The 22,730-nt window shown below is 35.7% G+C and carries 21 protein-coding genes and 2 tRNA genes; 9 read left to right on the plus strand and 14 right to left on the minus strand.

Annotation, left to right across the window (positions count from 1 at the left end):
* Nucleotides 1–30 precede the first annotated feature (30 nt).
* From KBJ98_RS00255 to KBJ98_RS00265, 3 genes are all read right to left on the minus strand, one after another.
* Complete coding sequence (locus tag KBJ98_RS00255; protein WP_210787785.1) at nucleotides 31–768, minus strand: hypothetical protein; 738 nt, start codon at nucleotides 766–768, stop codon at nucleotides 31–33.
* Nucleotides 755–1,315: an RNA polymerase sigma factor gene (locus KBJ98_RS00260; protein WP_210787786.1), complete on the minus strand. Its 561-nt coding sequence runs from the start codon at nucleotides 1,313–1,315 to the stop codon at nucleotides 755–757. The genes KBJ98_RS00255 and KBJ98_RS00260 overlap by 14 nt, the downstream gene beginning before the upstream one ends.
* Nucleotides 1,316–1,465: 150 nt before the next feature.
* On the minus strand, nucleotides 1,466–2,443 hold the full coding sequence (locus KBJ98_RS00265; RefSeq protein WP_210787787.1) for a polyprenyl synthetase family protein: 978 nt from the start codon (nucleotides 2,441–2,443) through the stop codon (nucleotides 1,466–1,468).
* 220 nt (nucleotides 2,444–2,663) lie between these two features.
* Here KBJ98_RS00265 and KBJ98_RS00270 point away from each other — a divergent pair, with 220 nt between their 5' ends.
* The gene (locus tag KBJ98_RS00270; protein ID WP_210787788.1) at nucleotides 2,664–3,548 is read left to right on the plus strand and encodes a hypothetical protein; all 885 of its coding nucleotides are present in this window, start codon (nucleotides 2,664–2,666) and stop codon (nucleotides 3,546–3,548) included.
* A gap of 54 nt (nucleotides 3,549–3,602) precedes the next feature.
* On the opposite strand, the gene rlmN is transcribed toward KBJ98_RS00270, so the two are convergent.
* Nucleotides 3,603–4,646, minus strand: coding sequence for a 23S rRNA (adenine(2503)-C(2))-methyltransferase RlmN (gene rlmN / locus KBJ98_RS00275; RefSeq protein WP_210787789.1), 1,044 nt, complete (start codon nucleotides 4,644–4,646; stop codon nucleotides 3,603–3,605).
* 110 nt (nucleotides 4,647–4,756) lie between these two features.
* Between rlmN and KBJ98_RS00280 the strand changes: the two genes are divergently transcribed.
* Nucleotides 4,757–5,398, plus strand: a complete 642-nt coding sequence (locus KBJ98_RS00280) for an O-methyltransferase (RefSeq protein WP_210787790.1) — start codon at nucleotides 4,757–4,759, stop codon at nucleotides 5,396–5,398.
* Between the two features lie 113 nt (nucleotides 5,399–5,511).
* Here the strand turns inward: KBJ98_RS00280 and KBJ98_RS00285 are convergent, their stop codons facing one another.
* The 7 genes from KBJ98_RS00285 to KBJ98_RS00315 form a co-directional block, all read right to left on the minus strand.
* Nucleotides 5,512–6,081, minus strand: a complete 570-nt coding sequence (locus KBJ98_RS00285; RefSeq protein WP_210787791.1) for a phosphatase PAP2 family protein — start codon at nucleotides 6,079–6,081, stop codon at nucleotides 5,512–5,514.
* Nucleotides 6,081–6,482, minus strand: coding sequence for a twin-arginine translocase TatA/TatE family subunit (locus tag KBJ98_RS00290; RefSeq protein WP_166133286.1), 402 nt, complete (start codon nucleotides 6,480–6,482; stop codon nucleotides 6,081–6,083). Before KBJ98_RS00290 ends, KBJ98_RS00285 begins: the two co-directional genes overlap by 1 nt.
* 108 nt (nucleotides 6,483–6,590) lie before the next feature.
* Nucleotides 6,591–8,834, minus strand: a complete 2,244-nt coding sequence (locus tag KBJ98_RS00295) for a M1 family metallopeptidase (protein ID WP_210787792.1) — start codon at nucleotides 8,832–8,834, stop codon at nucleotides 6,591–6,593.
* 64 nt (nucleotides 8,835–8,898) lie between these two features.
* Nucleotides 8,899–9,402, minus strand: coding sequence for a DUF6702 family protein (locus KBJ98_RS00300; protein ID WP_210787793.1), 504 nt, complete (start codon nucleotides 9,400–9,402; stop codon nucleotides 8,899–8,901).
* A gap of 202 nt (nucleotides 9,403–9,604) precedes the next feature.
* On the minus strand, nucleotides 9,605–10,363 hold the full coding sequence (locus tag KBJ98_RS00305; protein WP_210787794.1) for a peptidase associated/transthyretin-like domain-containing protein: 759 nt from the start codon (nucleotides 10,361–10,363) through the stop codon (nucleotides 9,605–9,607).
* Complete coding sequence (locus KBJ98_RS00310) at nucleotides 10,353–11,084, minus strand: hypothetical protein (RefSeq protein WP_317192470.1); 732 nt, start codon at nucleotides 11,082–11,084, stop codon at nucleotides 10,353–10,355. Before KBJ98_RS00310 ends, KBJ98_RS00305 begins: the two co-directional genes overlap by 11 nt.
* On the minus strand, nucleotides 11,077–11,823 hold the full coding sequence (locus KBJ98_RS00315; protein WP_210787795.1) for a hypothetical protein: 747 nt from the start codon (nucleotides 11,821–11,823) through the stop codon (nucleotides 11,077–11,079). Before KBJ98_RS00315 ends, KBJ98_RS00310 begins: the two co-directional genes overlap by 8 nt.
* 147 nt (nucleotides 11,824–11,970) lie before the next feature.
* Between KBJ98_RS00315 and pepE the strand changes: the two genes are divergently transcribed.
* Nucleotides 11,971–12,678, plus strand: a complete 708-nt coding sequence (gene pepE / locus KBJ98_RS00320; protein WP_210787796.1) for a dipeptidase PepE — start codon at nucleotides 11,971–11,973, stop codon at nucleotides 12,676–12,678.
* A gap of 120 nt (nucleotides 12,679–12,798) precedes the next feature.
* Here the strand turns inward: pepE and KBJ98_RS00325 are convergent.
* The 3 genes from KBJ98_RS00325 to KBJ98_RS00335 all read right to left on the minus strand — a co-directional run bounded on the left by KBJ98_RS00325 (nucleotide 12,799) and on the right by KBJ98_RS00335 (nucleotide 13,977).
* A tRNA-Gly gene (locus KBJ98_RS00325) sits at nucleotides 12,799–12,871 on the minus strand.
* Between the two features lie 47 nt (nucleotides 12,872–12,918).
* Nucleotides 12,919–12,991 (minus strand) — tRNA-Gly (locus KBJ98_RS00330).
* 263 nt (nucleotides 12,992–13,254) lie between these two features.
* On the minus strand, nucleotides 13,255–13,977 hold the full coding sequence (locus tag KBJ98_RS00335) for a murein L,D-transpeptidase catalytic domain family protein (RefSeq protein WP_210787797.1): 723 nt from the start codon (nucleotides 13,975–13,977) through the stop codon (nucleotides 13,255–13,257).
* Nucleotides 13,978–14,169: 192 nt separating this feature from the next.
* Between KBJ98_RS00335 and KBJ98_RS00340 the strand changes: the two genes are divergently transcribed.
* From KBJ98_RS00340 to KBJ98_RS00365, 6 genes are all read left to right on the plus strand, one after another.
* On the plus strand, nucleotides 14,170–16,557 hold the full coding sequence (locus KBJ98_RS00340; protein WP_210787798.1) for a DUF5916 domain-containing protein: 2,388 nt from the start codon (nucleotides 14,170–14,172) through the stop codon (nucleotides 16,555–16,557).
* A gap of 135 nt (nucleotides 16,558–16,692) precedes the next feature.
* Nucleotides 16,693–19,110, plus strand: coding sequence for a DUF5916 domain-containing protein (locus tag KBJ98_RS00345; protein WP_210787799.1), 2,418 nt, complete (start codon nucleotides 16,693–16,695; stop codon nucleotides 19,108–19,110).
* A 140-nt stretch (nucleotides 19,111–19,250) separates the two neighbouring features.
* Nucleotides 19,251–20,768, plus strand: coding sequence for a 2,3-bisphosphoglycerate-independent phosphoglycerate mutase (gpmI, locus tag KBJ98_RS00350; protein WP_210787800.1), 1,518 nt, complete (start codon nucleotides 19,251–19,253; stop codon nucleotides 20,766–20,768).
* Nucleotides 20,765–20,923, plus strand: coding sequence for a hypothetical protein (locus KBJ98_RS00355; RefSeq protein ID WP_166133267.1), 159 nt, complete (start codon nucleotides 20,765–20,767; stop codon nucleotides 20,921–20,923). The genes gpmI and KBJ98_RS00355 overlap by 4 nt, the downstream gene beginning before the upstream one ends.
* A gap of 217 nt (nucleotides 20,924–21,140) precedes the next feature.
* A complete protein-coding gene (locus tag KBJ98_RS00360; protein ID WP_210787801.1) occupies nucleotides 21,141–21,884 on the plus strand; it encodes a carbonic anhydrase in 744 nt (247 codons plus the stop codon).
* Entirely contained in the window at nucleotides 21,884–22,660 is a 777-nt protein-coding gene (locus KBJ98_RS00365; RefSeq protein ID WP_210787802.1) for a DUF2490 domain-containing protein, read from the plus strand. The genes KBJ98_RS00360 and KBJ98_RS00365 overlap by 1 nt, the downstream gene beginning before the upstream one ends.
* The last annotated feature ends 70 nt before the right edge of the window (nucleotides 22,661–22,730 follow it).

Genomic DNA, 22,730 nt, shown 5'->3' on the forward strand with positions numbered 1-22,730 from the left:
CGTTTTTTGATTGATGATTGAATTTGATATTTATTCGTAATTTCTGTTTACCAAGACCGTTCTAATCGCATTAAAATTTTTATTGAATTTATTGATAGCCGACTCTTTGAAGGTTTGATTTAATTCTGATTCAGCCTTTGACAACAACTGATCAGGTTGCACCACAATTGATGTTGCAGAACTATTGTTACTTTTTAAATTGGCCTCAGATTGAAAATTCTCGTTAGTTACTTCTGCAAGTAAGCGAGCGGCAGATAATGAAATAGTTCTTTTTTGAACATCTTCAATTGCAGTAATTGGCGTTGCTTCCTTGATTTCAGTAGTTTTGTTTTGAGCAATTTCATTTTCACTTACACTATTAGACTGTAAAATAGCTAAAGACTTTAATCCAACATTTTGTTTTATCGCATGCATCCCTTTTGTAGAAGCAGTTTGTACTGCCACTTCCTCTTTTGGAGTAACTGAACTTAACTGTCCTCTTTCATCTTCATTCGAAGTCTTTTTTTCAACACCAACTACAGTAGTTTTTGATGGGATTACATCGTTATTATCATTATTAAAAAACAAAGTAGATAGCAATAAAACACCCACAAAACTCGCTGCCAAGTACATCCACGGAAATTTATTTTTTGGTTTTGGCTGCTCACTTAAACTTGGGCTAGCTACAGTTAGCATAGCATCTAGTTTGGACCAAGCCATTTCAGAAGGCTGAATCTCGCGAGCATCCAAGCGTTCTTTAATTTGTTTTTCGAAATTATTCGGTTCCATTTTGGTATGATTTTAAGGTTTGCACCTGTTCTTGTAACATTCTACGCGCATGCGATAATTGAGATTTTGAAGTTCCCTCGGCAATGCCTAAAAGAGTTGCTATTTCATGATGCTTGTAGCCTTCGATAGCGTACAAGTTAAAAACAGCGCGGTATCCTTCCGGTAGATTATCAATTAAAAATTGAATTTGCTCCACTGAAAATTGATCTGTTATTGTATCCTGAGATTCTTCAACAAAAAATTCATCTTCGGTATAATTCATTTTTTTATGAACTCTTAAAAATGAAATACACTCATTTATCATGATGCGGCGTATCCAACCTTCAAAACTTCCTTTGTGTTCAAAATGATGAAGATTGGTAAACACCTTCATGAAAGCGGTTAGCATTACATCTTCGGCTTGCTGCAAGTCTTTTATGTATTGCCTGCATACGCTTAACATTTTAGGAGCGAACTGCGAATAAATTTTCTGTTGTGCTTGTCGGTTTTGCTCGACAGCCAACTGAATTATTTCTCGTTCTTCTTGATGTAAGTGTATCACTTTCATGTGCGTGGTTCTTGCGCTACTTTTTATCTCAAGTCCGTTTCATACAGACTTCTATTAGCATAGACGCTTGTGGTTCTAAAATGGTTGCATGGGAGGTTAATTTTTTTCAAAAAAAATTTAAAAAAGGATTTTTGACAGCAAAAAAGGGGACTATTTTTTGCGTTCTATCACATAATTCACCATCAAAACCAAGGCTGCTTTGAAATCGGAATCTGGATAATTAGCCAGTAAACTCAATGCCTCAGCTTGAAATTGCATCATTTTATTTTCGGCGTAAGACAAACCTTGATTGTTTTTTACAAAAGCAATAACCTCTTTGACGCGTTTTTTATCTTTATTGTGGTTTTTGATGGAATTGATCAACCAACTTTTTTCTTTTGAAGTGCAAGTATTCAAAACGTGTATCAATGGCAAAGTCATTTTTTGCTCTTTGATATCAATTCCTGTTGGTTTTCCGATGGCTTCATCTGTGTAGTCAAACAAGTCGTCTTTAATTTGAAATGCCATACCAATGAGTTCGCCGAATTTGCGCATATTTTCTACTTGTACGGCATCTTCAATAACTGATTGTGCACCAAGCGCGCAACAAGCAGCAATGAGGGTTGCTGTTTTTTTACGTATAATTTCGTAGTAAACCTCTTCGGTAATGTCTAGTCGGCGGGCTTTTTCTATTTGCAACAATTCGCCTTCACTCATTTCGCGAACGGCCACTGAAATAATGCGCAACAAATCAAAATCGCCGTAATCAATAGAGAGCAACAAACCTTTAGAGAGCAAATAATCGCCTACTAAAACGGCAATTTTATTTTTCCAAAGTGCATTTATGGAGAAGAAACCTCGGCGTCTGTTACTATCATCAACCACATCATCATGAACTAAAGTAGCAGTATGAATAAGTTCAATGACGCAAGCGCCTCGATAGGTACGTTCGTTAACTTGGCCTGACGCTAACATTTTTGCAGTCAAAAAAACAAACATCGGACGCATTTGCTTCCCTTTACGATTGACAATATAATACGTAATGCGGTTTAAAAGCGCCACTTGCGAAGACATCGACTCGTAGAACTTTTTTTCAAAAAGTTCCATTTCATCAAAAATGGGCTGTTTTATTTGTGAAGTGATATTCATTTGCTCCTCAAAGATACAATTTTGAAACAAAAAAACTGTACGTAAATATAAGTATGTGTATTATTTAAAAAGCATAACACTGAACTTAACAGCAGTTACAATTGCTGAAATCTCTATTATTTAACTTTTATTTACTAATTTTAAATATAATATTAACATATACGTTAAACCTTTTTCCCAAATAAGCATCTAATAAAAATAAACCAAAAACCCCATCAATATGAAATCGAAAATTTTAATTCTCGGATTGACACTTGGCATTCTTAGTTTTAATAGTTGTACCAACGAATCCGAACCGGTTGCAGCTGATACGATAGTAACCACTAATGAGGTTGCTGCAACACAAAAAATGGATAATGCTGTAGATGATATTGCTGTTATTGTTGACGATCAGTATGAATTATCTGAAGGGACATCAACAGGAAGAACAATAGGCAACTACCACTCCATATTGCCTACTTGTGCCACAGTAAGCGATTTGGGCTCTACAGCTACCGTTAGAAAAATCACAATCACTTTTGGCAATCCAAACACAGCTGCTTGTTTGTTTAGAGGTCAATTCCTTAAAGGCCAAATTATTTTAACGCGTACAGTAGGAACTACTTTCCCTAAAATAATGACTGTTACCTTCAATAATTTTTATATCAATGACAATAAATTAGAGGGAACATCAACCTGGAAAAGAGAAATGATTGGAACGGGGAATGAATTACATCCAAAAACCACATTTTCTATGAACGCTATGACATGGACAACTAGAGAAGGTGTTTATAGCCGTAAAGGAGAAAGAATAAGAGAAATGGTTGCAGGTTTTGCTACTCGTTTGAATCTTGCTGACGACGTGTTCGCCACCTATGGAACGTTCACCACCAAACATCCAAATGGATCGATTTATACTTGGCTAGTTGCAAAGGGAACTGCATTAATACACAAAACGGCTTGCAGCTTACAAAAAACTCCCATGCCTTTTCCTGTATCAGGAAAACTAAAAATTAGCAAGGAATCTCACTATGCAATTATTGAATACGGCAATGGTGAATGTGATAATCTTGCAATGTTAGCCATTGATGGCGGACAGGCAAAACCAATAATTTTAGGGAATTAATTTTTAATCCTATCGGAAACTAAAAATGGAGCTCAACTTTGAACTCCATTTTTTTTATGCTTCTTTGTTTGCCAATTGTCCGCAGGCTGCATCAATATCTTTACCGCGGCTGCGGCGTACTTTTACCACAATTCCGCTAGCTTCTAATGCTTTAATGTAGGCATTGATTGACTCCTCGGAAGCTTGTTGAAATTCGCCATCATCAATCGGGTTGTATTCAATCAAGTTTACTTTACATGGCACGTATTTACAAAACTTAACCAAAGCATCAACCGCTTGTTTGTTGTCATTTATCCCTTTCCAAACCACGTATTCGTACGAAACCTTACTTTTGGTTTTACGGTACCAATACTCTAATGATTCACGCAAATCAGCTAATGGAAAACTGGCGCTAAAAGGCATAATTCGTGCACGAACCTCATCAATTGCCGAGTGTAAAGAGACTGCTAATTTGAATTTGACATCGTCATCAGCCAGCTTTTTTATCATTTTAGGAACGCCTGATGTAGAAACCATAATACGTTTTGGAGACATCCCTAGACCCTCTGTAGAAGTAATCATTTCGATCGCCTTCAAAACATTATTGTAATTCATAAGCGGTTCGCCCATTCCCATGAAAACAATATTTGACAAGGGATGATTGTAGTACAAACGACTTTCTTTATCTATAGCCACAACCTGATCATAAATTTCGGCAGGCTCTAGGTTACGCATTCTTTTTAATCGTGCAGTAGCACAAAAATTACAATCTAAACTACACCCAACTTGACTTGAAACGCAAGCAGTTGTTCTGGTAGCGGTAGGAATTAAAACCGACTCTACAACCAAGCCATCATGCAAACGAACAGCATTTTTAACCGTTCCGTCTTCTGAACGTTGCATGGTATCAACCATAATATGATTGATTACAAAGTGCTTTTCTAACATACTACGTGTTCCTTTTGAAACATTAGTCATATCTTCAAAACTATGGGCTCCTTTGCTCCACAACCATTCATACACTTGATTGCCTCGAAAAGCCTTGTCGCCATTGGCCACAAAAAAATCACGAAGTTGCTCTTTTGTTAAAGATCGTATGTCTTTTTTATCCATTTCCATGCTGCAAATTTAATGACAATTTGTTGATTTATTTCATCAATTTAAAGAAATGCACACTTGTTGATTTTATAATTTGGTAACTTTGCAATCCACAGCAAAAAATTTGAATCATGCATTTTATTTCGCCTGAATTAGAGGATTACATCGAACAACATTCTGAAAAAGAACCTGCATTATTAGCGGCTTTGAATAAAGAAACTTACCAAAAAATTCTGCTTCCGCGAATGCTAAGCGGCCATTTTCAAGGTCGTGTTTTGAGCATGTTATCTAAGCTAATTAGACCATTAAACATCCTAGAAATAGGAACATATACTGGCTATTCTGCATTGTGTCTCTGCGAAGGCATGCTAAAAAACGGGCAATTGCATACGATTGACATCAAGGAAGAATTGGTCGACTTTCAACGAAAGCACTTTGACAAATCACCTTGGGGAGCACAAATTGTGCAACATTTAGGCGAAGCAATACATATTATACCCACGCTAGAACTTAAATTTGATTTGGTTTTTATTGATGCAGATAAAGAAAATTACCTCGAGTATTTTGAATTGATTCTTCCAAAAATGAATCCAGGCGGCATTATTTTATCTGATAATGTACTTTGGAGTGGAAAGGTTTTAGAACCTTTAAACCCAAAAGATGTGAGCACAAAAGTATTATTAGAATACAACCAACTTTTAGCTACAGACCCACGCGTAGAAACTGTTTTATTACCCATTCGAGATGGTTTGACGGTCAGCCGTGTTTTGTAAATAGCTGAAATTACTTTTCAACATAAAAAATCCGAAATCACTTTACTGCAATAAGTAAGATGATTTCGGATTTTGAATTTTATACTAAAGATTTAATTCAACTATTTTTAAAATTATTGTCCTAGCGGAAAATACTTTTTTTGAAAATGAGAATAAGTTTTGAATACCAAATAACCACTTAAAACTCCAAATAAATAGCCAGTAAGAATATCTAGCGGATAATGTAATCCAAGATAAATTCGGCTGTATGCAAAAACCAACGGCCATAAAAAAATGAAACCAAAATATTTAAATTGAGATCGAAAAACACAAAATATAAAAGTTGCAACTGCCATAGAATTAGAAGCATGGCCTGAAAAAAAGCTGTACGATCCACGTTGCTGCACTACTCGAATGAAAGAGTTAATATCAGTATTGTTACATGGTCTCAAGCGTTGAAAACCATTTTTAAATAAGTTCGTAACTTGGTCCGTAAACGTAACTAACAAAGCTACAAAAACCAGTAAATAAATGGTTTGTTTGACACCTATCTTAGAGTAAATGAGGTATAGCAATAACAAAAAAAGAGGAATCCAATTGATTTGTTTAGTTACCAACAACCAAAACGGATCGAAAGACTCTGAACCTAAACCGTTAAGAAAAACGAATAAATCAATGTCAATTGCACGTAGTTTGTCAAGCATTACATTTGGCGTTTGATGGGACCTTCTATTTCCTCAATAACTTCTTTAGCAGCATCAACAGGCTTCGTTGTATCTACAATTAAATTGTCTTTCACAGTATTGATTTCGTTATTAAAACCCTCTGTAATACTTGTAAATTGAGTTGTATCACCTAGCAAATTTTCTTTTGCTTTATTGATTTCGCTAGTAATATTTCCTGTGAAATCAGTTAATGATTTAGAGTCGAAACCATTAGCTTCTGCTCCTTTTTGAATTTCATTTTTAATATCGTTTGTAGCGTTTTTTAGTTGTGCCATGGTCTTACCCAAAGTGCGAGCGATTTCAGGAATTTTATCTGATCCGAAAAGCATGAGCACAATAAACATGATAAAAACTAATTCGCCTCCTCCTATACCGAACATAATAGTGTTATTTTATTTCAAAGACAAAGATATTACTTTTTGACCCTTTGACTTTTAATTATTTCATAAAAAAAAGACTCTTTGCAGAGTCTTTTTTTGTTTTTAAGTTTAGTCAAATTTAGATTTTACTTCTTCTTTTGGCCAAGTGTTATTGGTTACATCAATATCAGCAGTTTCTAATTTTGGATCTACTTGAATTTTTTTGATTGCCTTTGCAGTAGCGTATACTTTTTTGGCAGTATCATTATTTTTTCTCCAAATTTGAGCTGGATACTTGAATGTTTCTTTAGTATCATCTTCGTAAGTTAACTCCACAATAATAGGCATTAACATTCCGCCTGGCTTGTTGAACTCTACTTCGTAGAAGAATTTAGGTGCTTTAATCGCCGCTTTTTCTTCTGCTGAAAAGTTTTTGTTTACGTAATCAGATAGTAAATTCACATCTGAAATAGCCAATGCTTTTTTATCTTTCGCTGGCAATTCTTCGCTTGTTCCTGGAACTAAGTAAACAAAAGGTCCTTTTTCTTGTCCGAAACGACCTCTGCGCACTACCGCATCTTTTAATTCCTTAGTTGCTGTTTCAGAAACAAAATATTGCTTCACCTCTTTTACACCGATATCAACATAGTCTGTAGAATAAAACCAACCTCTAAAAAACCAATCTAAATCAACTGCTGAAGCATCTTCCATTGTTCTGAAGAAATCTTCTGGAGTTGGGTGTTTGAATTTCCATCTGTTCGCATAAACTTTGAATGCATGGTCAAATAACTCTCTTCCCATGATCGTTTCTCTCAAAATGTTTAAACCTGTTGCTGGCTTTCCGTAAGCATTAGATCCAAATTGAACAATCGTTTCAGAGTTAGACATAATTGGCTCCAAGAATTTTTGATCACCGCTCATGTAAGGAACTATTTTACTTGCTGGTCCGCGGCTTGAAGGGAAATTAACATTCATTTCTTGCTCAGCCATGTATTGCATAAACGTGTTCAATCCTTCATCCATCCAAGACCATTGACGCTCATCAGAATTAACGATCATCGGGAAAAAGTTGTGCCCTACCTCGTGAATTACTACACCAATCATTCCGTTTTTGATACGATCGCTAGTTACTCCTTTTTCGTCAGGACGACCATAGTTCCAACAAATCATTGGGTATTCCATTCCTTGATCTTCGGCAGAAACTGAAACTGCTTTTGGATAAGGATAATCAAACGTGTGTGCTGAATAACTTTTTAAAGTATGTGCAACAGTTCTAGTTGAAGTTTCGCCCCATAATGGATTTGCTTCTTTTGGATAAACTGATACTGCCATAACTGTTTTTTCGCTCAGTTTTACAGCCATTGCATCGTAAATGAACTTTCTAGACGTAGCAATACCAAAATCTCTTACGTTTTTTGCGCTAAATTTCCAAGTTTTCTTTTTATCTGAGAACCCTTTTTCAGCGGCCTCAGCCTCTGCTTGTGTTACAATAACCACTGGCTTATCATATGATTTTGTTGCCAATTCGTATCTTTTAACTTGCTCTGGAGTAAATACTTCGCTACGGTTCATTAACTCTCCAGTTGCTTCCATCACATGATCAGCAGGAACAGTAATGTTTACGTCAAAGTTTCCGAAAGGTAAAGTAAACTCACCTGTTCCCCAGAATTGCATGTTTTGCCAACCTTCAACATCATTATACACTGCCATTCTTGGATAAAATTGAGCAATTACATATAATTTGTTACCTTCTTTTTCGAACAATTCATATCCAGAACGACCACCTTCTGCTCTATAATTATTGATGTTGTACCACCAATTAATTCCAAATGAGAATTTCTCACCCGGTTTTAAAGGAGTAGCTAAATTGATACGCATCATGGTTTGATTGATCACGTATGATAAAGGATTGCCCTTTGCATCTTTTACTTGCTCAATATTAAAACCACGCTCTAATGGGTCTTTGAAAAACTTGCTTGCAAAATTTGATGCAGGCAAAACTTGATCTATTCTCTGACTTTCTGCCAAAGGAGTTTGTGAATTTTTATTTTGTTGGTTTTGGTCTAATTGTACCCATAAATACTCTAAAGTATCTGGTGAATTATTAGTATAAGTGATGGTTTCAGAACCAGTTAATCTTGATTTTTTGTCATCAAGCTCAATGTTGATTTTGTAGTCTGCCTGCTGTTGGTAGTAAGCTGGACCTGGCGCTCCAGAAGCAGTACGAAACATGTTTGGCGTAGCCATCAAATCGTACATTTGGCTAAACTTATTGGTGTCGTATTTGCCTGGTTGTCTTGGCGCGACTGTAGCCGGTTTTTCCTGTGCGAAAAGCATCGCAGGAAAAAATAGTAAAAAGGACAATTTTTTCATAGGTAGAAATCTGGTTATTATCTGGTGTGAAATTAAGAATTTTAGTGATTAAGAGACTGTTAATTTAGTATTTTAACATTCCGCGAGCAGAACTACTGGTCATCAGTAACGTATTTTTAGTTCCTTTTATATTAAAATGCATGATGTTTTGCTGCTCTGAACTACTCTCCATAAGCAAACTGTTAAACACTTCTAGCTCCGATATTTTTTTTACTTCATTTAAACGAAGGTAACAAACCAAAACATCGCCTTCTAATTCTTTAGTAACAAAGAAAAACGGTTTGCTTTGGTTGTTTATTTTGATATTGAATTTTTCGTTCAAATACTTTTTTAATAAAACAACATCTTCTGTGGTTTCTTTTTGGTCTCCCAAGTACACTTTTTTGTTGTATTTTTTCCCCAATGCCAAATTTAAATCATCAACAAACAACCGAGCAGTTACTTGTAACATTTTCTTTTCAGGTACAAAATTTACCTGAAACAGGCCTACATAAAATTTGTGATAAGCAAATGAAGACACCGTCAAACTTAACAATGCCAGTAAAATAACTACAACAGATTTTTTCATTTTTTAATCAATAATTCCTTTTAAGCAAATAACACTTGCGAACTAGAACTTGTTAGACGCCAAAAAACGCAAAAGGTTTCATCTCGACTCAAAAAAAATTATGATTTTTTTAATAGAATACAAAAAAACAGCAAATGACTTTATAAATGTGCAATTAAAAGTATTTTAATACATTTCATTATCAAATGAATGAAGGCGATCTCTATTCATTTGAATGCAAAAGCGTTTTGTATTTTATAGCCAAAATAGCCAGTTCAAAAGCAATTTTATTTTTATCCCGAGTATCCATTAAAACTACAAAAGAGGGTTGTTCAGCAACGAAGAATTTAAAACCAGAACAAAACTCCGATGGAATTTGTAGTTGATCGGTGTAAAAATTAGGCTCAAACCATTCCGACAAAAGCTTTACTACTTGCTCCTTTTTCTCTAAGGCAACCAATACTTTTAATCTTTTCGTTCGCCCATTAATTTTATTAATCAAAGGATCGAGCGGCATGGAACCACCAAGTAATCCCAACAACATAATTGGTTTGAAATCCCCAGCAGTTTGAAGCTTTCGCTCTGCAGCCGTGAACCGTTTAGGTTCTGTGATTTGTGCCCCAATCGAGCGTGCCGTAATCTTTTGATCCCTTACAATGACTTCGGGTAATACGGTAATTTTTTGTGAAAGTTCAAATTTTACATCGCTTGAAAGTAAATCTTGTGCAGTTATTATTTTACGAACAGTCTCATAGTTAAATGCCGAAACAAGTAGTTCATCTCCTGTTTTTGCTAAAACAGAAAAACTTCCAATACTGTTACTTTTAACTTCTTGGCCCGTTGTCGCATTTCTAATTGTAGCATCGGCGATGGATTGCTCTTGACACACAACTAAACCTCGAATCGAAGTTAGTTTTTGATTTTGCGCCAGCATTACCGTAGTGAAAAATCCAAACAAAAGGAGATAGATACTAGTTTTCACTCATTCGAAGTTGGTTATACTTTTCAGCCAATGGCACAATCAAAAACATAACCAATGTTTTGTTTTTGGCCTTCAATGCCGCTGCAAGAGCATTGTCTTCAACACAATAATATAAAAATCCTTTTACATAATCTTGCGGCACTTTTAAGGTTTCAGTAAAATAGGTTTCGTCAAATAAGGCTTCTAATCGATATAAATTGCTTTCTTTTTTTTCGACCAAAATCTCTTTTTTCAGCATAGCCTTCCTTCCAGAAATAGTGTTTAATAAGCCATCTATTCCGCCGCCAGAAGTTGCAGTATACAACTTTCGTTCTGCTGCAGTATATTTTTTTTGACCGTATGGAATAATCCCTAAACTTTCAGCCGTAATAGACGATTCGGCAATAACCACTTCTTTTAAAATAATACTTTTGGAGTACATTCGAATTTGCATTTCATTTCCCGAGACTTGGTCTATGGCTGAAATTGTTCTTCGCACGGTTTCTAAATTAACGGCAGAAAAGACTAGTACGTCACCGTTTTTAACCTCAATTTCGAAAGTACCGTCACTTTGAGTAAGCACCAAAACTTTACTTGTAATGTTGTTGATATTGATTCGATCTACACTTACCGAGTCAGCAACAACCCGACCTTTTAACTGACGACTCAAGTTGACTTGCGCACTAATGCCTTGCATCAACAGCAAAAAAAATAGCAACAGTAGGACTCTATAATTATTCACTTAGTATTTTTTTATATTTGATAGCCAAATCATTAATTAAAAATTGACTCATTGATTTATTTTTAGATTGTAAAGAGGCCACAAATTGAGCATCTTCTATGGCAAAGTACTCAAAACCTTTTACATAATCTGATGGGATTTTAAGCTTACTAATAAGATAATCTGGCAAAAACAAAGCTTCAAATTGCCGCATGTAGCGCTCCTTTTTCTCAATTTGCAACTCTTTTTTTAACATTTTCGTTCTTCCTGAAATCCAATTCAAAAGCGGATCAGCCGAAATAGATCCTCCGGCCATGCTCCCTGCATTTGCCGAAGCATTTAAATGTGTAGCAGTATATAATTTTCGTTCTGCAGGTGTGTATACTTTTTGCCCTTTCGGGATAATCCCCAAACTGGTTGCACTTACTTTCTCTGAAACAACTACCTCATCGAGTTCATTGACAATTCGTTTCAAAAAAACTGACAAAACCTCTTTTTGTAAAGTAATTGCAGTGAGCACCAAACAAAATTCTTTATACTGAGGAGCAGTGAAACAAAGGGCATCACCCACGGTAGCTTTTATTTCAAAATTACCCTCTGCATCTGTCTGCACAACATCATTTGTAGTCTTATTAGCGACATAAATCCCTGCCGCATCTGCACGAACAACCTCAACTCGACCTTTTACAATTGATCTATTTGCATTTTGTGCAGACAAATTAAAACCAAAAAGAATCAAAAATAAACAGTATATCCTCATTGTTTGTCGCATAACGTCATCCCTAAGCACGTAAAAGTATCATACTCAACTCCAAATTTAATACTAATGCCGTGGTAAAAAAATGTTAATTAAAAAGGAATACAAAAACAGACTTTAATACCTTTATCAAAAAAATTATATTAAACTATGAAAAACGCCATCATAGCGAGTACCTCGACGTTAGCTAATGAGGATTACTTACAATATTTACTTCCTGAATTAGAATTGCTATTCAGTCAATGTAATACAATTCTTTTTATTCCATATGCAAGGCCAGGCGGAATGAGCCATGAAGAATATACCGATAAAGTAAAAAGTGCATTTGCCAAGATCAATAAAAAAGTCGTTGGCATACATGAATTTGACAATCCTGAAAATGCAATTCACCAAGCCGAAGGAATATTTACAGGGGGCGGAAATACCTTTGTACTGGTTTCTCAGCTTTACAAAAACAAAATAATGGGCGCTCTAGCAGAAGTTCTAAAAAAAGGAACTCCTTATTTAGGATGTAGTGCAGGAAGTAATATTTGTGGCTTGAGTATGCAAACCACCAACGATATGCCAATTGCGTATCCGCCAAGTTTTCAAACACTGGGACTTATTCCTTTCAACATAAATCCACATTATCTTGATCCTGATCCAAGATCTACTCACATGGGCGAAACACGAGAAACCCGCATCAAAGAATTTCACGCGTACAACTCGGCTCCAGTTTTGGGCCTGCGCGAAGGAAGTTGGATTGAGGTGAAAGCAGACAAAGTAACACTAAAAGGCCCCATAACAGCAAGACTCTTCTTGAAAAATCAATTAGCAGAGGAGTTACCAACTGGTTCTGATTTGAGCGCTTTGAAATAAGAAAATTAAAAAAATCCAAAGTAGTTTACTTTGGATTTTTTTTATGGTTTAAATTGAATATGCAAATAAGAAGTGAATACATTGCATAAAAAAAGCCCCAAACAAATGTTTGAGGCTTTGAGCGAAAGACGAGGCTCGAACTCGCGACAACCAGCTTGGAAGGCTGGAGCTCTACCAACTGAGCTACTTTCGCATTGTAATACAATAAATTTAATTTCAAAAACTAGATTTGAAACCTAGAGCGAAAGACGAGGCTCGAACTCGCGACAACCAGCTTGGAAGGCTGGAGCTCTACCAACTGAGCTACTTTCGCATTACAACGGTGCAAATATACTTAATAACTTTGCTTTCTTGCAAGTTTTTTTCTGAAAAAAACTAAAATTCACTCCACTTTCAGACCTCAACAAAGTACATTTCCGCACCTAATTTATTTACTATGAAAATCTTATCATCAATAATTTTGACGAAAAAAAAAATTAAAAATTAATAATCAAAACCTAAAATCAAGCCTTCTAATCTTCAATTTAGACCAAAATTTGATTCATTTTTTAGATAATTGGATTTTTCAACTTTAAATTATGATACAAATGTTCCTCCCAAAGCAACTGCACGCGAAGGATGATAGATAAAAAAGCAAGATTTGTTTTTAATAAGATTAATAATTTCTTTAGAAATACTACTTGGTACAGCAGGACAACCTTGGCTTCTGCCCAAACGTTGATTGTTTTTTATAAAAGATTCCGAAACATAATCAGCGGCATGCATCACAATACCTCTTGCTCTCGCATGATCATTTACTCCTTTTTCAAGACCATCTAATTTAAGAGATAAACCATGTTTGCCAGAATAAACCTCAGCAGTTAGATAAAGACCAAGACTACTTTTAAAAGATTCTGCAGCGTTTGAAAATGAAGTAGCAAACTCTTCACCAGTATTTCGGCCGTGCGATACCAAAGAATGAAATTTAACTTCGTGGGTGGCCATATCAATCACCCACAGTCGCTTGGTATTTGCTGACAAACTAAAATCAATAATAGTAAGCAGTTCCTTTTGCACAAGCCCTTTGTGCTTTATTTTAGTATAGGCATCCACGGCCTGCTGGAAACTTTCTAATGTTGGAATTTGTTTGTTTTTGAGCTGTAAATCTTGATAAAGAACTTCTACTTCGTCAAGATTTGAAACTTCATGACGAGCAATAAACGAATGTTTAGTTTCTGTTGAAATAGAAGCACCATTTTCAGAAAGTAAAAATAATGAGCAAAGCGAAATAAATAGCGTAGGAAGTGTATTATAAATCATTGATTATCTTTATGTTGTAAATAAATTTGGGTTTGCAAACCTAAGTTATTTATTGAGAAATGAATAATTTTTAACACAATTTTATTCTTACAGGTATTTTTGTAATAGGAACAATAAAAGAGCAGATGGTGAAAAAAACTACAATTTATTTGTTAATTTTATTACTTTTGTTCAAAACCAACCAACCATTTCATGCCAAAACCACAATATTTAACAGCATTGCTCATGCTATTGTTTTCTGTAAATAATTACAGTCAAAAAAAAATACTCCAAGCCAAAAAAACCACCGAAAGCATCATCATAGACGGCAAAGCAAACGAAGCAATTTGGGGCTCAACTGCAGTAGCTACTGACTTTATCATGTTTGAACCCGATAATGGAAAACCCATTAGTGCAGATAAAAAGACAGAGGTTAAAATTGTTTATGACAATGACGCTATTTACATTTCGGCACTGCTTTATGACAACGAACCGAGTAAAATTCAAAAGGAATTAACCAACCGAGATGTTTTTGGAGTATCGGATCATTTTGCGGTCTATATCAACGGGTTTAACGACGGACAGCAAGATTTTCGTTTTTTTGTTAGTGCCGCTGGAGTTCAAATGGACTGCTTAGCAACTGAAGATTTTGAAGACTTTACTTGGGATGCTATTTGGGATAGCGAAGTATTATTGACTGATTTTGGATGGTCTGTAGAAATGAAAATTCCTTATGCTGCACTGCGTTTTTCAAAATCAGATCAGCAAGTTTGGGGCTTGAACTTCATGCGCGAAATAAAAAGAGACGTTCAAAAATATACTTGGAACCGAATTGATACCAAAATTGGAGCTGTAATTCCACAAGCCGGAATTTTAGAAGGCATATCAAATATCAAAACTCCTACTCGATTATTTCTTATTCCGTATGCATCAGCCTATGCACAAAAAAGCGATATTGGCTACGATAATACTTTTAAAGCTGGACTTGACATTAAATACGGAATCAATGATTCATTTACGCTAGACGCCATTCTTGTACCTGACTTTGGTCAAACAAAATTTGATAATGCCATCTTAAACTTATTACCCTTCGAACAACGTTTTGAAGAAAACAGACCTTTTTTTACTGAAGGAACAGATCTATTCAATAAGGGTGGACTGTTTTATTCCCGTAGAATTGGCGGATCGCCAACAAGTGAACCCGAATTAAATAATACTGAACAGATAATCGACTACCCAAGTACTGTTAATTTAATAAATGCGGTAAAAGTTTCAGGCCGCACCGAAAAAGGACTAGGCGTTGGATTTTTAAATGCTATTACTGAAGTAACGAAAGCAACAATTCTAGATGAAGCTACTGGCATGACCCGCAAAGCGGTAATTGAGCCCTTGGTTAATTATAATATGTTAGTACTCGACCAACGATTTAATCAAAATTCTTCGGTTACTTTTGTGAATGCCAACACTACCCGAAATGGCGGTTTTAGGGATGCCAATGCATCTGCTTTACTTTATGACTTAAGCACTAAAGAAAACACCTATAATTTATATGGTGATTTTAAGTTTAGTCATGTGAATGATACTAAAAATTACAGTGGCTACAAAACGAGCATCAACTTTGAAAAAACTAGTGGCCGCTATCGCTATTTATTTTCAGGAAAATATTTATCTGAGAACTATGACATCAATGACCTAGGTATTATTTTTTATACCAATTACCATGCTGCTTCTGCTAATGTTAGCTACCGTATTTTAAACCCCACTAAAGTATTTAATACATTAAAAGTGGAACAAGAACTCAATTTAGAATTACAAAATACAACCGGTAAAATGCAAGAAGCTTGGTACAAAACTGTCGTTAAAGGTACTACTTTAAAAAACAACTATTTTGAATTGGGAATAGTAGCGAATCCTTTTACAGTATATGATTTTTACGAGCCACGCGATTACGGCAGTTACGTTTACAGACCACGAAACTTAGCTACTTATTTTGGTTTTGAGTTAAACCGAAACAATGCTTTTTTGGTGGATATGACTTTTAGCTATGTAAAATTTGACGAACAAGGACGTAACACTTACGAATTTTACGCGTCCCCAAAGTACCGTTTTAACGACAAACTATCTTTAGCATTTGCTATCGATTACTCAAAATTAAATCAAGATCGTGGATGGGTTGATTTTGGGGACAATGGCGAAATTGTTTTTACAGAACGAAACCGCGAAATCCTGCAAAATGATCTTACCGGGAAATACTCCATCAATAATAAGATGACGCTCAACCTAACTGCTCGCTACTATTGGTCATACTCAAAAAATAGAGAATTTTTCACCTTGCAACCAAATGGATTTTTAACTTCAAATAACAATTACAATCTAAACAAAGACCGAAATTTTAATTCTTGGAACTTTGATTTGTCCTACTCTTGGTGGTTTGCACCCGGCAGTGAAATCTCACTTTTGTATCGTAATTACGGCTTACAGCGTGCTAGTACAGTAGAGAAAAATTTGACCACAAATTTAAAAAACGTATTCAATAGCAACCTTACTAGTGTGTTATCTATTAGTATCCGCTATTTCATTGATGCGAATGTGTTAAAATAATATTTTTTATGCCACAACTGTAACATTTCACAGACAAACTAGTCTATTAATGCAAACTTAAAAGCAAAAAAAAGACAATCTTCTTGAAGCTATTTTGGTTTTACAATCATCATCAATCAACCAATCAATCGTTTCATGAAAAAACTAATCTTGTTGACTCTTTTATTAGGCACCATTTACAGCTTTGGACAAAGAAAAAAATTAGAAACAAAATTCATTTCTGACAAAATTGAAATCGACGGCAAAATCAACGAGTCTGTTTGGCAAACTGCACCAATAGCGGGTGATTTTATCACCTTTGAACCGGATAACGGTAAACCCATTCCTGAAAATAAGAAAACTGAAGTTCGTGTTTTATATGACAATGATGCTATTTATATTGCAGCTATAATGAATGACGAAAATCCTGAAAAAATTCTTCGTGAAATTACACAACGCGATGATTTTGGTACTTCGGATGTATTTGGAGTGTTTATAAATGGATTTAATGATGGGCAGCAAGATTTTCAATTTTTTGTAAATGCTGCTGATGGTCAAGCCGATTGTATTACAACCGATACCAATGGCGAGGACTATTCTTGGGATGCTGTGTGGCGAAGTAAAGCCGTCATTACAGATAAAGGTTGGAACGTAGAAATGCGAATTCCTTATGCTGCATTGCGATTTTCAGCTGAGAAAAAACAAACTTGGGGACTTAATTTTTTTAGAGAAGTACGCAGAGATCGTTTTAAATACACATGGAATTTTATCGACTCCAAATTAGGGACTTTTACACAACAAACTGGAATTTTAGAAGGAATTGAAAATATAAAACCACCAACTCGACTCTTTTTATTGCCTTACTCCTCTTTTTATGTGGATGCCAATTCCCGACAAAAAACAGTAGGAACTCTCAAAGGTGGTTTGGATGTAAAGTATGGTATCAATGATGCTTTCACCTTAGATATGATTTTGATACCTGATTTTGGTCAAACAAAATTTGATGATCAAATCCTAAATTTAGGTCCTTTTGAACAGCAGTTCAATGAAAACAGACCCTTCTTTACAGAGGGAACTGACTTGTTTAGCAAAGGAAATTTGGTTTACTCGAGAAGAATTGGTGGTAATCCGACGAATTCACCATCAGTAGGAACCAATGAAGTTCTTCTTGAAAATCCTGCTAACGTAAGTTTAATAAATGCCTTCAAGGTATCAGGAAGAACTAAAAATGGACTTGGAGTAGGAATTTTAAATGCCGTTACTCAAAAAACCTCGGCAACTATAGCTAACACTGTAACTGGAGAAACACGCAGAGAATTACTTGAACCGTTGGCAAATTATAATGTTTTGGTACTTGACCAGCGCTTTCGCAAAAATTCCTCAGTTTCATTTGTGAATACCAATGTGACCAGAAACGGAAGTTTTAGAGACGGAAACGTAACGGCGCTAGTTTGGGATTTGAATACTAAAAAAAACACCTACAACTTATCGGGCGATTTTAAATATAGTCATGTCAATGAAGGCGCAACTAAAACTGGAATCAATTCGCAACTTAACTTTGCTGAAACAAGCGGTAAATTTCGCTATGGCATTGGAGGCGATGTCATGAGTAAAGATTTTGACAATAATGATTTGGGGATCAATTTCGAAACCAACTATTACAGCGTTTATGGTAATGCGAGCTACAGAATTTTAAACCCTACTAAATATTTCAACTCCTTTAACACTAGGATTAATGCCTACACTCAATTTCAAAAAGAAACTGGAAAAATACAATCGAGTAATATCAACTATCAGGTGAATTCGAACACCAAAAAAAACCATTACATTGGTTTCGGATTCGATGCTAACCCGGTAGAAACTTATGATTATTACGAACCTCGAGCCGCTGATCGTTTCGTAATTCGCCCAACTAGAATTGGCGGTTTTATTTATATTTCGACCAACTACAATAATCCTTTTGCTTTTGATTTCAATCCATCATTTTCTGTTTTTGATGAAGCAGGTCGCAAATCATATGGCTTCTCTTTGGGACCACGATACCGTTTCAATGACAAGTTATCACTGAATTACAATTTCAATTTCTCTAGACAAAACAACAACAAGGGTTTCATTGATAGCGTAAATGAGGATCAAAATGCGGCAACACCCAATACAATTGTTTTTGCTAACCGTAATGTGGTAACTTATGCCAATACGCTTTCTGGTAAATATTCACTAAACAGTCAAATGACTTTTAACATCGCATTACGTCATTATTGGTCGTATGCCGAAAACAAAAATGCACTTACTTTAGGTAATGATGGCCGATTGAATCCAAACAACACTTATAACGCAAACAAGAATTCAAGTTTTTACTCTTGGAATGCCGACTTATCGTACAATTGGTGGTTTGCTCCTGGCAGTCAAGTATCAGTCTTATACCGCAACAATGCAGGTAAATTTGATCGAAGCATCAATAAAGAATTCACAAATAATGTAACTGCTTTGTTAAACAATGATGCGTTGAATCATGTTTTCTCTATTAGTGTTCGCTATTTTATAGATGCAAACCAAGTAGCAAAACGCTTATAACTGCATTAATTTTAAAAATTACAACTGCAAATAAAAGAATTATCATTTTTTTGAAAGCTATTTAAGCTATAATGCAATTGTGGTTTTCATGTTCCTCAAGATTTTTAGAAATACTTTACCTTTGTTTAAAACTAAAACTCATGAATAAGAAAGTAATTTTAATGATTTTGGACGGTTGGGGAAAATCACCTGATCCGAAAGTATCTGCAATTGACAACGCGCATGTTCCGTTTATAAATCGTTTGTATGTGAACTATCCTAGTGCACAATTGCGCACCGATGGATTGAATGTTGGCCTGCCAGAAGGACAAATGGGCAATAGCGAAGTAGGTCATATGAATCTTGGCGCAGGACGAATTGTTTACCAAGATTTAGCAAAAATTAATTTGGCGGTAGCACACGGTACGCTTGCAAAAGAGCAAGTGCTTATTGATGCCTTCACCTATGCTAAAATAAATAACAAAAAAGTACATTTTTTAGGTCTTGTATCTGATGGAGGAGTGCACTCACACACTTCACATCTGCGCGGATTGATCGATGCCACACAAGAATACGGACTGGAGAACGTTTATGTACACGCTTTTACTGACGGACGCGATGTTGATCCCAAATCAGGAAAAAAATACATACAAGATCTTCAAGACTATATTGCTCCTACTAAAGTAAAAATTGCTTCGGTGATTGGTCGATATTATGCAATGGACCGCGACAGACGCTGGGAACGGGTAAAACTAGCTTACGATTTATTGGTAAATGGTGTTGGAATCCCATCTAATGATGCAGTAGCATCTATAGAAGCTAGTTACGACGAAAATATTACTGATGAATTCATCAATCCGATTTTAATGGTTAATGAATGTAACCAACCGATTGCATTAATTGAAGAGGATGATGTGGTAGTTTTTTTTAATTTCAGAACTGATAGAGGGCGCGAGCTTACAGAGGTTTTATGCCAAATGGATTGTCACGAACAAAACATGCATAAACTCAACTTGTATTATGTTACGTTGACCAATTATGACGAAACCTATACCAACGTAAAAGTAGTTTACAACAAAGACAATATTACTCAAACACTAGGCGAAGTACTTGAAAAAGCCAACAAAAAACAAATTCGAATTGCAGAAACAGAAAAGTACCCACACGTAACCTTCTTCTTTTCGGGTGGTAGAGAGCAGCCATTTATTGGCGAAAGCCGCATTTTAAAAAACTCGCCAAAAGTAGCTACTTACGATTTACAACCCGAGATGAGTGCTTATGATTTAACTGAAGCATTGATTCCTGAGTTAGAAAAAGAAGAGGTAGATTTTGTGTGTTTGAACTTTGCGAATGGTGATATGGTAGGTCATACCGGAATCATGAGCGCAGCAATTCAGGCCTGTGAGGCAGTCGATAAATGTGTAGAAAAAGTGATTACTACAGCTCTAGCCCACAACTACACTACACTTGTAATTGCTGATCATGGAAATTGTGAAACAATGATTAACCCTGATGGTAGCCCAAATACGGCACACACCACCAATCCAGTTCCGTTTTTATTGGTTGACAAAGAAATAAGAAACGTTCACGACGGAGTTTTAGGTGATATTGCACCAACTATTTTAGAGTTAATGGGAATTGAAAAACCTGCAGTAATGACTTGTAACTCTCTACTATGAAAAAGTACATCATTGCGCTGTTAAGTATCACTTTGGCTAGTTGCATCTCACTTAAAACAGGCAAAGACGGTAGCCCTGGCGAGAATGGATCAGATGCAATAGGAACCGAGAATGGAAAAAATGGCGCTCCCGGTAAAAACGGTGAGCCACGATAGACCAAACAATAAATAAAAATCTAGGAGTTGTCAAAAGTAATTTTGAACAGCTCCTTTTTTTATTCATATAACTATCATAATTGAGATTAATCAACACATAAATAAAAGTTAAATAATTATAACTGATAGCAAAGCTATTAATTTTGATTAGATTTGCATCAAATTATAAATGTATAACTAATATTTTATTACCGTGAAAAAAGTAATGTTATTTTTAATGTGTTTAGCACTCACCACTGCATCTTATTCGCAAGAAAAAAAGAGGAAAAAAAGTGCTGTAAAAAAAGTAGAAATTGATTCCTTAAAATGGAAGAAAGAACATTATGTAGTCAATAGAGATTCAGCGTATGCTGATCCTCGAATTGCACTCAAAAAATTAATAGGCGGCAATAAGCGTTTTGTTGAAGGCAAGAGCATCAAACCAAGGCAAAACATGGAGACTATCAAAAAACTTGAAAACGGACAGGAGCCTTTTGCAACAATTGTAGCTTGTTCTGATTCACGTGTACCAAACGAAATGATTTTTGATCAAGGTCTTGGAGACTTGTTTATCATTCGCACCGCGGGACAAGTATCGGCGGCAGCATCCTATGGGAGCATGGAATTCGCGACTTTAAAGTTAAAAACAAAACTTATTGTTGTGCTGGGGCACACAGAATGTGGCGCAGTCGCAGCAGCTGTTGAACGTCCAGAAAATGTTCCAGGACATATTGTAACCTTAATTAATGAAATCAAACCAGCAGTAGCAAAATGCGCTCATTTACCAGGTAATGCCGTTAACAACTCAGTAAGACAAAATGTAATTGATCAAGTCAATAACTTAAGAGATTTAGAACCTATCTTGCACAAAAAATATGTAAACGGAGAAATATTAATTGTAGGAGCTGTTTATGATATTCACACCGGAAAAGTAGAGTTTTTACCAGAAACTTTACATAACTTACCACAACTTAAAAAATAATGAAAACAAACGCCATTCTTTTTTTAGCCCTGTTGTCTCTAGTAGGCAACAGGACTTTTTCGCAAAATACCCGCATTACTGATCGCAACCAAATAGGCTGGTTAGGCTATTTTGGAACCGTGAAAATTAGCGACAAATATAGTATCCACTCTGAATATCAGTGGCGCCGCGACAACTACATTCAAGACCCATTACAAGGATTATTGCGTGTTGGTCTCAATTATCAAGCAAATCCAAAATTACAACTCCGATTAGGTTACGCTTGGATAGAGACACAACCTTACGGAGATTTTCCTATAAATGGTTTTGGCAAGGACTTTACCGAGCACCGCATCTTTCAAATGGCTACATTAACAGATAAACTTTCGCTTGTGGATATTTCGCATCGCTTTATGCTAGAGCAACGTTTTGTAGGCCGCTATACCAATGCTGAATTAGAACGTGAAGACGATTATTTGTTATTGCATCGCTTGCGCTACATGCTACGCGTACAAGTACCATTAAAAGGAACAAGTATTGCTGATCATACACCCTACCTTGCCGCGTATAATGAAATCCTAATTGGTTTTGGAAAAAATGTCAATGAAAACATATTTGATCAAAACAGGTTAGGGATTTTGTTAGGATACAAGTTGAACAACCAACTTCGTTTAGAGGCTGGCTATTTGAATCAAACCGTACAATTAGGCCGAGAAATCGAGCAACGCAACGTTTTTCAAAACAACAATGGTTTCATATTGAACACCATAATAAATATCGATGCCACAAAAAAGTAAATCTCAAGGGCTGCTAGCCATCAGTTGCGCAAGCAGCCACTTGAAATTTTTTAATACTAATTAATCGATT

This window comes from Flavobacterium erciyesense, assembly GCF_018069925.1.
Classification (GTDB): domain Bacteria; phylum Bacteroidota; class Bacteroidia; order Flavobacteriales; family Flavobacteriaceae; genus Flavobacterium; species Flavobacterium erciyesense.